The following is a 13,348-nucleotide window of genomic DNA, read 5'->3' on the forward strand; positions in this document are numbered from 1 at the left end:
TTTTTCTTACTTAAACGCAGAGTTCTTACCCAAACGCAGAGTCAGGCGCAGCAAACCGCACCGTGGCTCGTTGAGACTGAGCTCTGCCTGCGAGGCGTTAAGTTTTTCAACCGTCCATGCGGGCGTTCCCACCTGATTACCGGCCTCGACTTTTGTCCAGCGGCCATCTGGCGATAACAGCCAGCCCGATTTCCGGCCATCCGCCTGTGAAATGCCGCTCAGGATCCAACCCGATATCGCAGAATCGTCCGGACATGTTGAGGAAGCCAGACGTGAAAAAGGGTCGCGCGCGGCCACAGCACCGGGTGAGTTGAAAGCCAAACCGCCGGTACCGGTCGTTTGCGTTAGCAGAATCGATGCTTTTAAACCGGAGGCAGTCATCCTGATATCCGGCTCACTGAACGCGGGATGTTCCGGACGTTGCAGCAAGGCATGAAGAAAATGTGTCAGGCCGGAAAAAGTCAGCTGCAAATCCAGCGTCCCCTGTTCTTCTGCTTTCGGCTGCAGGGCTGGCGACCAGTGAAGCAACTCTGCTCCGGCGTCTTTCAGCGGCTGAGCAAATTGTTGCGCTAGCGGCAAACTCTCTTGCACAAGAGCGGCGTTATTTTGGATTTCCTGCTTCAGGGTGCTCAGCGGAGGTAAACGCAACAAATCCCTCTGAAACTGAAAAACGGTGCGCTGTGCGACCGCAATATCCCGTGTCAGTGCATCCTGTTGCTGCCACAATCCGCGAAATGCGAAGACGTAAAGCAACAGCATCAGAACCAGCACGCCAGCGGTCAGAGTCAGGCCTCTCTGCCAGGCCGGTTTTTCCATCAGCGGCTCGAGGCGTTCTGAAAAAAGCCTCATCATGGCGCTTTTCCTTGTTCAGGCGCGGGACTGGCGGAACGGAATTGTGTCTTTATCACGAAGCTCAGTATCCGGTCAGGTTGTTGCTGAACATCAGAAAGGCTGACGTTGCCAAACAACCCGCTGGCCGCCAGCACGTCCCGGAAAGACAAAATATCGTGATAAAAGTGGCCCTCTCCCTTCAGCGTCAGAGCTTGCTGATGCTCCGTCATTTCAGTCAGGCTCACGTCTTGCGGGATCTGCGCAGCCACTAATTCCAGTAACTGAAGATAATCCTGACTTCGCTTCAGTTGCTGAAGAGCAGCCAGACGCTGCGCATTCAGCGTTTTTATCCGTTCCGTTGCCGCGTTCACCTCCAGCAGCTGGCGCGATAACACCTGAACAGAGGTATTCAGCGCAGATAAATGCAGTTGCCGCAGTGCCCGCTCCTGAACGAGAAAGGTGGTCAGTGTCAGAAAAGTCATCGTGATAATCGCCGGAAAACTGATAAACATTTTCAGCCAGTAACGGCTCCGGCGCTGCAGGCGAAGTTTCCGCCAGGGCAATAAATTTACCTGCAGCATCAGTGATCGCCCTGCCGCAATGCCAGCCCAACTGCGGGTGCAAAATCCCCCGGATTGACGGGCAACGGCGCGGATAACTGCGCAATAGCACTGAGGGGCGACCAGCATTGCATTGCCGGAAGTGGAGACGCTCCGCTGAAAAAGCATTCGCTGTGGCACAACGCCGCCGCGCGGTATTGCTGGCGGATGCGTTCTGACAGCGGCAGATCTTCAGGTGCGTCATCAGACAAACCAAACTGAAATGGCAAACTGTGGGGCGAGGCCCAGAGGAATCCGTCATCAAGCCGATGAACCAGCAATGCGTCACCGGGAAGGCCGGCAGCCAACGCCGCCACCTGAAGTGCGCAGGGGGTCAGTTCGATGGCATCCGGATAAAGCTGCGCCTGCGACAGACATTCCATCCATTGCTGAATTTCCTGTTGTCTGGCTGCGGTGACCACCACCTGATTGTCGCCGTGCGGATCAGCGCGGTAATCCATCACCAGATGTTCCATGCCCAGCGGAAACTGTTTCGCTGCATGCGCAAAGATAAACGCACTGCGGGCCGGATCGCGCAAACGGGGATCCGGCGCCGCCATGCGTTGTTGCATAATCCGTTGTGCCGGAAGGGTAATTCGCAGAGAAAATGTCGTCGGGAGGGTTTTTCGCCAGCACGATAAAATGGCGATCAGCGGCGCGGTCTCATGTAATATCCCCTCCCGCAATGTGAAGGAAGGCAGCGGATGCTGCCACCAGTGACGTAATTGCCAGCCATTCCGCCGCCGCTGAACGGCGATCGCACGGGCAAAACCGGCTTGAATATCCAGACCTACCTGCCATGCTTGTAGTCTCATTTTCGCCCAATCTCCATATTGTCAGGTAAATAAAAGAACGTATCCATGTTGCTGGCTTGCCTTTATACTACCGCGCGGTTGTTTATAAACTGCCCAATTGACACTTAATGGGAAATCTCAGGTGAAGTTCGTAAAGTATTTATTGATTCTTGCAGTGTGTTGCATTTTGCTGGGAGCCGCCTCGATCTTCGGATTGTATAAATATATCGAGCCTCAGTTACCCGATGTCGCCACGCTCAAAGACGTGCGCCTGCAAACACCCATGCAGGTTTTCAGTGCTGATGGCGATTTGATCGCCCAATACGGCGAAAAACGTCGTATCCCGCTGAAACTCGACCAAATCCCACCGGAAATGGTGCATGCGTTTATCGCGACCGAAGACAGTCGTTTCTATGAACACCACGGCGTGGATCCTATCGGTATTTTCCGTGCGGCTTCCGTTGCGCTGGTGTCCGGCCATGCCTCACAGGGCGCGAGTACCATTACTCAGCAGCTGGCGCGTAACTTCTTCTTAAGTCCTGAACGCACGCTGACCCGTAAAATTAAGGAAGCGTTTTTGGCCATCCGCATTGAGCAGATGATGTCCAAAGATGAAATCCTCGAGCTGTATCTCAACAAGATTTATCTCGGTTACCGTGCCTATGGCGTGGGTGCCGCTGCCCAGGTTTATTTCGGTAAAGATGTCAGCCAGCTGACACTGAGTGAAATGGCAGTGATCGCCGGTCTGCCTAAAGCACCGTCAACCTTTAACCCGTTGTATTCCCATGACCGTTCTCTGGCGCGTCGTAACACCGTACTGGCCCGTATGCTGGATGAGAAATACATCACGCAGGCGCAGTACGATCAGGCTCGCGCTGAGCCGCTGGTGGCGAATTATCATGCCCCGCACATTGAGTTCTCTGCGCCGTACCTGACAGAAATGGTGCGTCAGGAGATGGTGAAACGTTATGGCGATAACGCTTATAACGATGGCTACATGGTTTACACCACGATTACCAGGAAAACGCAGCTTGCCGCGCAGGAAGCCTTGCGTACCAACGTTCTCAACTACGATATGCGTCACGGTTATCGCGGTCCGTCTAATGAATTGTGGAAAGTCGGCGAACCGGCGTGGGATCAGGACAAAATTGTTCAGTCACTGAAAACGCTGCCAGTGTATGGCCCGCTGTTCCCTGCGGTTATTACCGCAACGGATGACGCACAGGCGACGGCGACCATGTCGAACCGCGCGGTAATCAGTCTGCCGTTTAGCGGTATGCGCTGGGCGCGTCCTTACCGTAACGATAATGCTCAGGGGCCGACGCCGAAAAAAGTGTCTGATGTGGTTCGCCCTGGCCAGCAAATTTGGGTTCGTAAAGTGGGCGATGTCTGGTGGCTGGCGCAAGTTCCTGACGTGAACTCGGCTATCGTTTCGCTCAATCCAAACGACGGCGCGATTGAAGCACTGGTCGGCGGCTTTGACTTTAACCAGAGTAAATTCAACCGTGCCAATCAGGCGGTGCGTCAGCTCGGTTCAAACATCAAACCGTTCCTGTATACCGCAGCAATGGACAAAGGCCTGACGCTGGCGACCATACTGAATGACATGCCGATTACCCGCTGGGATGCCGGTGCCGGTACAGACTGGCGTCCGAAGAATTCACCGCCAACGTATTACGGTCCGATCCGCTTACGCCGGGGTCTGGGTGAGTCTAAAAACGTGGTGATGGTGCGTGCGATGCGTGCGATGGGTGTGGATTACGCAGCAGAATACCTGCAACGTTTCGGCTTCCCGGCTTCTAACATTGTGCATTCCGAATCGCTGGCGCTGGGCTCGGCTTCTTTCACCCCGTTACAAGTTGTGCGCGGTTACGCCACCCTGACCAACGGCGGCTATCTGGTTGACCCGTATTTCATCACCAAAATCGTGGATGAATCCGGTCAGGTTCAGTTTGAAGCGAAACCCAAAATTGCCTGCCGCACCTGTAATATTCCGGTGATTTATGGCGATACGCAGAAATCTGCGGTGCTTTCCGATGACAACGTAGAAAACGTGGCAACATCGACCACCGGCAATAATACCAGCGTACCAACTCCGCAACTGGAGCAGGTCCCGCCTAACTCACCGCAGGTTGACGCCGCGCAGCAATACGCGCCGCACGTGATCAGCACACCGCTTTCATTCCTGATAAGCGATGCACTGAACTCCAACATTTTCGGTGAACCAGGCTGGATGGGAACTGGCTGGCGTGCAGGGCGTGACCTTAAGCGCCACGACATTGGCGGTAAAACCGGTACAACCAACAGCTCGAAAGATGCGTGGTTCTCAGGTTATGGCCCGAATGTTGTCACCTCGGTCTGGATTGGTTTTGACGATCACCGTCGTGATCTGGGTCGTTCAACGGCTTCAGGCGTGATCCCTGATCAGATTTCCGGTGCAGAAGGCGGCGCGAAGAGTGCTCAGCCAGCCTGGGATGATTACATGAAAGCCGTGCTGGACGGCGTGCCGGAACAGCCACAAACACCACCACCAGGTGTGGTGACGGTCACTATCGATAAGAGTTCCGGTAAGTTGTCTGATGGCGGCGGTAACAGTCGTCCGGAATACTTCATCGACGGGACTCAGCCGACAGAACATGCCGTGCATGAAGTCGGGACCACCATCATGGATAACGGTCAGGAACATGAACTGTTCTGATGCGTAAGCTGTAAAGCAAAAAGCCGGTCTGCATCAAGCATGACCGGCTTTTTTAATGGGATTTTATCGGGGAATTCAGCGGGCGTTGCGCGTCAGAAAATCATGCGCAAGGAACAGAGCGCTGACGTTACGGGCTTCGCAAAAATCAGGGTGTTGCAGCAATTCCATCATCCGTGAAACCGGCCAGCGGGTTTGCGGCAACGGTTCCGGCTCATCGCCTTCCAGACTTTTCAGGTAAAGATCTTTGGCAATGACGATATTCATGCGGCTGGAAAAATACGAAGGTGCCATGGTCAGTTTGGCCAGCACATCAAAATGCCGGGCACCAAAGCCGACTTCTTCCATGAGTTCGCGGTTAGCTGCTTCCAGAATACTCTCGCCGGGATCAATCAGCCCTTTAGGAAAACCCAGTTCATAGCTTTCAATGCCGACAGCATATTCGTGGATTAACACCAGCTCATTATCAATGACAGGAATAATCATCACCGCTTCGCGATCTGAGGGCCGCATACGTTCGTAAACACGCTCTGCGCCATTGCTGAACGTCAGATCAACGGATTCAATGGTGAACAGACGCGAACGGGCTACGGTTTCCACCTTAGTGATTTTCGGTTTTTGCAGGTGTTGTGTCATTTCATCCCCAACTTATTATTCACCTGACCAGAGGTGTTCTAATGGGTTCGTTTTTCTGTTTAAAGACCGCTATCAATGAGCATTGTGCGTTATTGAGAGCCAGAATCGCAATCTTTACTGCAAACCGGTTCAGAACGCACTCATTTTTTGCACAGAAAGCCCCTAAAAAATCAGCAAAAAAAGCGTAAAAAGCATCCGAACACTCACGCTGGTCACATTTTTGCTGTAACAAAAACATTGAGACATCAAAATAGGATTATACCGATACCAGACAGTTCTTAAATGCAGGTATCCTCTAACGTGGTATTTTTGTGCATAATATTCACCCAAAGAATAATAAAATTCCTACCTAAAAGGCACTCGCGCGCAGAATGTGCATTCCATTTATGTATAATACTTTCACAGAGTTGACGTAAGTCACCCACGTCTGAACGGGGATCGGATGAGCACAGTAGTCGTGACATTGGTGTTGTTGTGTATCGCAATCATTGCCACAGCGTCTTATTTTTGGCTTGTATTGCGCCGCCGCCAACGCGACGAATCTGTCGTGCGTTTTTCCGCACCAAGCCAGCGCAAACTTTCACAAAAAGAACGCGATGCCGTAGAGCGTTATCTTCGCCAGTATGAAGGCCTCGGACAGACGCCGATCACCCACCGTAATAATCTGATTATCCTGCAAGATAAACTGACGCTGACCACTAAAAGCGAAAATGTTTACAGCCTTAAGCGTGCAATCACCCGTTATGGCGTGGCGAGCGAAGATCCCAACAAATGGCGTTATTTCCTGGATGCGACTGAAATTCACCTGCCGCCTTTCTGGGAGCAGTACATCGCTCAGGAAAACGAAGTCGAGCTGATCAAAACGCAGACCCTGCCGCTGGTGATTTCACTCAACGGCCACACTCTGGCGGATCATGTCTACGAAGGTCCGGTGCCGGTTTCAGCGGTAATCCCTTCTCAGCCGCAGAACGCATCAATCCGCCATGAAGAAAGTGAACATATTGAACTGGTGAAAGTGCGCAGCGAAACCCGCGAGGAACGCGCCCTGACCCGTTCGAACGGCGTCAAAGAAGCGCTGGCCGTTTCGGGCATTCTCCTGCTGCTGTTCATCACGTTGCAAAGCCCGGTGATCTTTCTCCCCTGGATCCTGATGGTTGCCGCAGCGCTGGCGGGCTGGGTTATCTGGCGGGTGGTGTCTGAACGCTTCGGTAAAAACCGTAAAGAAATCCACTGCCTGCGGGGTTTACCTAAACGCTGGGGATTATTTGGTGAGTCCAAGCAAGGTGATATCAGCAATATTTCACTCGGTGCTATCGACCTGATATATCCGCCACACTGGCAACCTTATATTGGCCGCGACCTGGGTCAGCCGACGGATGTCGAAGTGTATATGAACAGTCAGGTTGTCCGTCAGGGCAGCATTTTGTCATTGCATGATGAGGTCAAAAAATTCCCGCTCCAGCTTTGGGGAAAAAATCTTGTACTGGCTACCAGCGCATTTCTTCTGCTGCTGGCATTACTGGTTTATGTCCCTCTTGGCCTGCCACTGAAGCTCAGCATTGCCTGGCTACAGGGCGCGCAAAGTACGCAGGTTAACAGCGTTCAGGATCTGGAAAAAACTACGCTGCGCGTTGGCGATACCCTGAAAGTTCAGGGGACAGGCATGTGTTATGTGCCACCGTCAGCTACCCGTACCGCCTCCGGTTACATGCCTTTCGATTGTTCTGCCATCTACTGGAATAATGCGACGCCGCTGCCTGTCCCGCAGTCAGAAATCATTGAAGCCGCGACGGCGTTGCAGACTACCGTCAATAATCAGATGCATCCCGGCGAAAGCCCCGAGCAAAACATCAACCCGCAACTGGCTACCGCGATTGAGAAGTCCGGCATGATCCTGCTGGATGACTTTGCAGATATCGTACTGAAAACAGAAGCGTTATGCGGAAACAGCAATGATTGTGTGCGGCTGAAAAACGCGCTGGTGAATCTGGGGAACTCAAGTAACTGGAATTCACTGGTTAAACGGGCGAAAGCGGGCTCATTGCAGGGTATTAACGTGCTGTTGCGACCGGTCAGTGCGCAGTCGCTGAGCGAGCTGGTGAATAACGCCACGTCGTCGTTCTTCATGCAGGAAACCCGTCGTGCGGCTGACAGCCTCAACAGCCCGCCACCAGGTGGTTTCTTAATCAGCAATGATGAAGGCCGTGATTTGATTGAAATGCCAGCTCCGCCGGTCGGGTTGTACGCCAATCCGCCACAGGATCAGTGGAAGCAACTGCAACATTTATCTACCCTGCTGCTACACACCCCGTTCAGTGCGCAGGGAGTGATCACCAGTATCAGCGTAGATGCCAACGGTACCCGTCATATTTCATTGCACAGCGAGCCGGACATCTCGACGCTGTGGCGTTATCTCGGTACCAGCGTGTTGCTGTTCCTGTTGTTCGGAATTCTGCTGGTGAACAGCGTGTTGTTTATCCGCCGGTTTATAAAAGATAAGCGTCGCATCGACGATATCCAGCAACATTACAATTCGTGTTTTCACCCCACGCTGACGCCCGTGATGCCACATAACCCTGGCTGAAAACCGCAGGGTTGCTCTGCGCCGCCCTGTGAGATTGTGCTACCCTGAAGCCCTTCCCTGCTTTCATTTTTTCTCTCCTGCGGCGCACGGCACCACTTCAGCCGCCAGGACATGGAGTTTTCATGCCCCCTGATTTTAACTGGAATTCCATTGATACCGTTTTGCTCGACATGGACGGCACATTGCTGGATCTGGCGTTCGACAGTCAGTTCTGGTTGCAGGATGTACCGTTAGCACTGAGCCAGCAGCGGTCTATTTCGCTTGAAAATGCCCGGCAGATTATTCATGAGGAGTATCTGGCGGTGCAGCACACCATGAACTGGTATTGCTTTGATTACTGGAGCGAGCGGCTGGACATGGATATCTATCAGATGACCACGAATATCGGCAAAAATGCGCGATTGCGTGACGATACGCTGCCTTTTCTGACGCATCTCCGTGAAAGCGGTCGTCAGACTATTTTGCTGACCAACGCACATCCGCACAGTCTGTCCGTTAAAATTGAGCATACCGGTTTAGATCAGCACCTTGATTTATTACTTTCCACCCACACATTTGGATATCCGAAGGAAGATCAGCGGTTGTGGTCTGCGGTCCAAAAGCAAACAGGCTTTGATCCTGAACGGACTTTATTTGTCGATGACGGTGAACCGATCCTGAATGCGGCAAAAACCTTCGGTATCCGCTATTGTCTGGGTATAGAAAATCCGGATTCGACCATGGCAGATAAGTCATTTCAGGACCATCCCTCCATTAATGACTTCCGTAGCCTGTTGCCTTCGATTCACCCCGTAACAGGCCCGGCTAAATAATTCCGGTAGCGTCAGGGGAGAAAGATGAAAGGTAAAAAGGACGACGACGATAACGCAGTACGTCTCGATAAATGGCTGTGGGCAGCTCGTTTTTATAAGACCCGCGCGCTGGCACGAGAGATGATTGATGGCGGCAAAGTGCATTACAACGGCCAGCGGGGGAAACCCAGCAAGCTGATGGAACTGAATGCCGAAATAACGCTGCGTCAGGGTAATGACACCAAAACGATCACCGTTCTGGGGCTGACCACTCAGCGCCGCAGCGCGGAAGAAGCACTGAAACTGTATCAGGAAACCGACGCAAGCATTGCCAGCCGGGAGAAAATCTCCGAGGCCCGCAAAATGAATGCAATGCCGCATCCGGACAGACGCCCGGATAAAAAGGAACGGCGGACCCTGATCAAATTTAAATATGGCGATTCTGAATAAATCCGCAATCCTTCGGTGAAGGATGAAGGACTTGAGTTCGCTAAACAGAGAGAAAATTATGTCTAATCACGACCAACTGCATCGCTACCTGTTCAATCATCACGCCGTTCGCGGTGAACTGGTCTCGCTCAAAGAAACCTTCCGGGAGATTGTTGCCGGTCATGACTATCCGGCAGAAGTCCGTAATCTGCTGGGCGAAATGTTGGTGGCGACCAGCCTGCTGACCGCGACCCTGAAATTCGACGGCGATATTACCGTGCAGCTGCAGGGCGATGGCCCGCTGAAACTGGCCGTGATTAACGGGAACAACAAACAGGAACTGCGCGGTATTGCGCGTCTGCAAGGTGACATTACCGAAGGCAGTTCTCTGAAAGAGATGATTGGTAACGGCTACATGGTGATCACCATTTCTCCGACCGTCGGTGAACGCTATCAGGGCGTGGTCGGTCTGGAAGGTGAAAACCTGGCGGAATGCCTGGAAAACTACTTCATGCAATCCGAGCAATTGCCAACCCGCATCTTCATCCGTACCGGTGAAGTTGAAGGCCAGCCTGCTGCAGGCGGCATGTTGTTGCAGGTTCTGCCCGCTGAAGATACCGATCCTGAAGAATTCAGTCATCTGGCGCAGCTGACCACCACCATCAAAGCGGAAGAGCTGCTGAACCTTCCGGCTAACGAAGTGCTTTACCGCCTGTATCATCAGGAAGAAGTCACGCTCTACGAACCGCAGGAAGTCTGTTTCCGTTGTACCTGCTCGCGTGAGCGCTGTGCAGGCGCGCTGCTGACGCTGCCAGATGAAGATATTCTCGAAATGCTGGAAGCGGATGGCAAAATAGAAATGCACTGCGATTATTGCGGCGCAGACTATGAGTTTGACGCGATGGATATGGCGACGCTGAAAGCGGGCGGAGATGTTCACTCCGGAGATGATCAGGTTCACTGATCGTTAACCGTTTAAAATTGAGGGACTTTTCGCCGAAGAGTCCCTTTTTTGTTTCTTTTACATAACCTTTTTGCATACCTTTCGAGTTTTTCATCACAATTCTGGAAAAACATTTACACCTCCCGTTATTCTTTGAGACTTGTCGCGGTTAAAACGCGATAAATACCTACAATAACAACTGATTTATCCCTACCGAGGGATTCAAAGTTCAGTGAGGAGCAGGGAAATGCCTACGACTATCGGGATCACCGCCGAAAAACTCGCCCTTTATGGGATCCATCAGAATAGCGAAATCGTCTATAACCCTGATTACGAAACTCTTTTTAATGAAGAGACGGCGCCGGGTCTCGAAGGCTTTGAGCGCGGGCAAGTGACAGAACTGGGTGCAGTCAATGTCGATACCGGTATCTTCACCGGTCGTTCGCCGAAAGATAAATACATCGTCCGCGATGACACCACCCGCGATACGCTGTGGTGGTCTGATCAGGGCAAAGGCAAAAATGATAACAAGCCGATGTCACAGGAAACCTGGACGTCACTGAAGGCTCTGGTGAGCAAACAGTTGTCCGGCAAACGTCTGTTTATCATTGATGCTTTCTGCGGCGCAAATGCCGATTCTCGTCTGAAAGTCCGCTTTATTACCGAAGTCGCCTGGCAGGCGCATTTCGTCAAAAACATGTTCATCCGCCCGACCGAAAGCGAGCTGGAAAATTTCGAACCGGATTTCATCGTCATGAACGGCGCCAAATGCACCAATCCTGACTGGCAGAAGCAGGGTCTGAATTCAGAAAACTTCATTGCCTTCAACCTGACCGAGCGTATCCAGCTGATCGGCGGTTCGTGGTATGGCGGCGAAATGAAGAAAGGCATGTTCGCCGTCATGAATTATCTGCTGCCATTACAAGGCATTGCTTCCATGCACTGTTCGGCTAACGTCGGCGAAAAAGGCGATGTTGCGGTGTTCTTCGGGCTTTCCGGCACGGGTAAAACGACGTTGTCGACGGATCCGAAGCGCAAACTTATCGGCGACGATGAACACGGCTGGGACGATGATGGTGTCTTCAATTTTGAAGGCGGTTGCTATGCCAAAACCATCAAACTTAGCAAAGAAGCCGAACCGGAAATCTTCAAAGCCATCAAACGCGACGCGTTACTGGAAAACGTGATGGTCAGTGAAGATGGCAAAATCGACTTTGATGACGGCAGCAAAACCGAGAACACCCGCGTTTCATACCCGATTTACCACATTGAAAATATCGTCAAGCCGGTTTCCAAAGCCGGACACGCCAGCAAAGTGATTTTCCTGACTGCTGATGCGTTTGGTGTCCTGCCACCGGTTTCGCGCCTGACGGCATCGCAGACGCAATATCATTTCCTGTCCGGTTTTACGGCCAAACTGGCGGGTACTGAGCGTGGCGTCAATGAACCAACGCCGACATTCTCCGCCTGCTTCGGTGCCGCATTCCTGATGCTGCACCCGACGAAATACGCAGAAGTATTAGTGAAACGTATGGAAGCTGCGGGCGCACAGGCTTATCTGGTGAATACTGGCTGGAACGGCACCGGCAAACGCATCTCGCTGAAGAACACCCGCGCGATCATCAATGCCATTTTAGATGGCACCATTGATGATGCCGAAACGTTCACTCTTCCGATGTTTGACCTGGCCGTTCCGACTGCGTTACCGGGCGTCGACACCCATATTTTGGATCCACGCAATACCTACGCCAGCCGTGAACAGTGGCAGGAAAAAGCAGAGCATCTCGCACAATTGTTTATCGATAACTTTGATAAATATACCGATACCCCGGCAGGTGCCGCGTTGGTCAGCGCCGGACCGAAACGGTAATCTGGCAATAATCTCTCATCAGGCGCGGGCTTCCGCGCCTTTTTTATTGCAACCGGCCCGGCAGCATTTCAGAATGACGGCATTGCTGTCAGAGGAACCTCAAATGGCGACGATTACCGTACGCAATCTCGATGACGATGTGAAGGAACTGCTGCGTATCGCGGCGGCCAAAAAAGGCCACTCGATGGAAGAAGAAGCACGTCTCATTCTGAAACAGGCGCTCACTCCCGCCCAGCCTGACTTTGGCCTCGGCAGCCAGCTCCGCCAGCGTTTTTCCTCCGTGATCGCAGAGCCACTGGAACTGCCGCCCAAATGATTATTCTTAATACCGCCGTCATTCTTGAGATGATCAATCCCAGGCCACAAAAAAACGTTCTGCAATGGCTGGATGCGCAGGATGCCACACAGCTTTACCTGACCAGCCTGAGCGTGGCGGCGCTTTTCACCTGGGTCGATAACCTGCCGGAGCACCAGCCGAAAGCCGCGCTTTCTGAAGCCTTGCTGGAAATGCTGAATCAGGATTTTGCCGGTCGATTACTGTCGTTTGATGCGGCAAGCGCGCTGCATTACCCGCGGGTCATGACGTTGTCAGAAGCTGCCAATGTAGTGATGTCAGAGCAGGACAGACTACTGGCGGCTATTTGCCTGAATCATCAGGCGACTCTGGCGACCGATCATGGCGAAGCGTTTGCGCATACAGGTGTCGTATTGGTTAATCCGTGGGATACAGGGAACACGCCTAGATGGCGGGAAGAAGCGGCAGAGTATTATGTGATGAGCAGGAAGAGCTGAATTATGGATTGCCTTCCAAACTGGCCTTAGGTCAAGACCGTGGGCTGCCGCCCACACCGGCCTTAGGTCAAAACCGTGAGCTGCCGCCCACACCGGCCTTAGGTCAAAACCGTGTGCTGCCGCCCACACCGGCCTTAAGGGTGGCTTATCGCCACCACCCTTAAGAATCCCAGGCTCTTTCACTGCGCGCTACCGCGGGCATGACGGACATGTTCTGTTGCTTTGGCGTGTGGCGCAAATTCAGGTGCTTCGCACTACCTTCTCTCGGTCTTCAAGCCATAGGTCTTGAAGCCGCTCCGTTCAGCTGAATTTTGAGCACGCCAATCCACTTTTCTAAAAGATGAAAAACAGTCTGCCGTTAATTTTAAGATCGTGCGGGCGATT

General features: G+C 52.5%; 12 protein-coding genes. 8 read left to right on the plus strand and 4 right to left on the minus strand.

The window, feature by feature from the left end; translation table 11 throughout:
- Positions 1 to 6: 6 nt before the first annotated feature.
- From UC15_RS11875 to pilM, 3 genes are read right to left on the minus strand one after another with little or no spacing between them, the layout of a single operon-like run.
- Positions 7 to 852, minus strand: coding sequence for a pilus assembly protein PilO (locus tag UC15_RS11875; RefSeq protein ID WP_112288637.1), 846 nt, complete (start codon positions 850 to 852; stop codon positions 7 to 9).
- Positions 849 to 1,412, minus strand: coding sequence for a PilN domain-containing protein (locus UC15_RS11880; protein WP_112288638.1), 564 nt, complete (start codon positions 1,410 to 1,412; stop codon positions 849 to 851). The genes UC15_RS11875 and UC15_RS11880 overlap by 4 nt, the downstream gene beginning before the upstream one ends.
- Positions 1,412 to 2,245, minus strand: coding sequence for a pilus assembly protein PilM (gene pilM / locus UC15_RS11885; RefSeq protein ID WP_112288639.1), 834 nt, complete (start codon positions 2,243 to 2,245; stop codon positions 1,412 to 1,414). The genes UC15_RS11880 and pilM overlap by 1 nt, the downstream gene beginning before the upstream one ends.
- A gap of 121 nt (positions 2,246 to 2,366) precedes the next feature.
- On the opposite strand from pilM, the gene mrcA reads away from it, so the two are divergent.
- Positions 2,367 to 4,922 carry a peptidoglycan glycosyltransferase/peptidoglycan DD-transpeptidase MrcA gene (mrcA, locus tag UC15_RS11890; protein ID WP_112288640.1) on the plus strand — a complete coding sequence of 852 codons (2,556 nt, stop codon included), beginning with the start codon at positions 2,367 to 2,369 and terminating at the stop codon, positions 4,920 to 4,922.
- A 75-nt stretch (positions 4,923 to 4,997) separates the two neighbouring features.
- On the opposite strand, the gene nudE is transcribed toward mrcA, so the two are convergent.
- Positions 4,998 to 5,555, minus strand: a complete 558-nt coding sequence (gene nudE, locus UC15_RS11895) for an ADP compounds hydrolase NudE (protein ID WP_112288641.1) — start codon at positions 5,553 to 5,555, stop codon at positions 4,998 to 5,000.
- 442 nt (positions 5,556 to 5,997) lie between these two features.
- Here nudE and UC15_RS11905 point away from each other — a divergent pair, with 442 nt between their 5' ends.
- The 7 genes from UC15_RS11905 (at position 5,998) to UC15_RS11935 (ending at position 12,964) form a co-directional block, all read left to right on the plus strand.
- Complete coding sequence (locus UC15_RS11905; protein ID WP_198659701.1) at positions 5,998 to 8,139, plus strand: intracellular growth attenuator family protein; 2,142 nt, start codon at positions 5,998 to 6,000, stop codon at positions 8,137 to 8,139.
- A 122-nt stretch (positions 8,140 to 8,261) separates the two neighbouring features.
- A complete protein-coding gene (gene yrfG, locus UC15_RS11910) occupies positions 8,262 to 8,951 on the plus strand; it encodes a GMP/IMP nucleotidase (protein WP_112288643.1) in 690 nt (229 codons plus the stop codon).
- A 24-nt stretch (positions 8,952 to 8,975) separates the two neighbouring features.
- Complete coding sequence (gene hslR, locus UC15_RS11915; RefSeq protein WP_112288644.1) at positions 8,976 to 9,380, plus strand: ribosome-associated heat shock protein Hsp15; 405 nt, start codon at positions 8,976 to 8,978, stop codon at positions 9,378 to 9,380.
- A 58-nt stretch (positions 9,381 to 9,438) separates the two neighbouring features.
- Positions 9,439 to 10,323, plus strand: coding sequence for an Hsp33 family molecular chaperone HslO (gene hslO / locus UC15_RS11920; RefSeq protein WP_095923811.1), 885 nt, complete (start codon positions 9,439 to 9,441; stop codon positions 10,321 to 10,323).
- A 226-nt stretch (positions 10,324 to 10,549) separates the two neighbouring features.
- Entirely contained in the window at positions 10,550 to 12,172 is a 1,623-nt protein-coding gene (gene pckA / locus UC15_RS11925; RefSeq protein WP_112288645.1) for a phosphoenolpyruvate carboxykinase (ATP), read from the plus strand.
- Positions 12,173 to 12,275: 103 nt separating this feature from the next.
- The gene (locus tag UC15_RS11930; RefSeq protein ID WP_112288646.1) at positions 12,276 to 12,488 is read left to right on the plus strand and encodes a plasmid stabilization protein; all 213 of its coding nucleotides are present in this window, start codon (positions 12,276 to 12,278) and stop codon (positions 12,486 to 12,488) included.
- Positions 12,485 to 12,964 (plus strand): PIN domain-containing protein, encoded by a 480-nt coding sequence (locus UC15_RS11935; protein ID WP_112288647.1) that lies wholly within the window; start codon positions 12,485 to 12,487, stop codon positions 12,962 to 12,964. The genes UC15_RS11930 and UC15_RS11935 overlap by 4 nt, the downstream gene beginning before the upstream one ends.
- Positions 12,965 to 13,348: the final 384 nt, after the last annotated feature.

It is taken from the genome of Rahnella sp. AN3-3W3 (genome assembly GCF_003263545.1).
Taxonomy (GTDB): domain Bacteria; phylum Pseudomonadota; class Gammaproteobacteria; order Enterobacterales; family Enterobacteriaceae; genus Rahnella; species Rahnella variigena.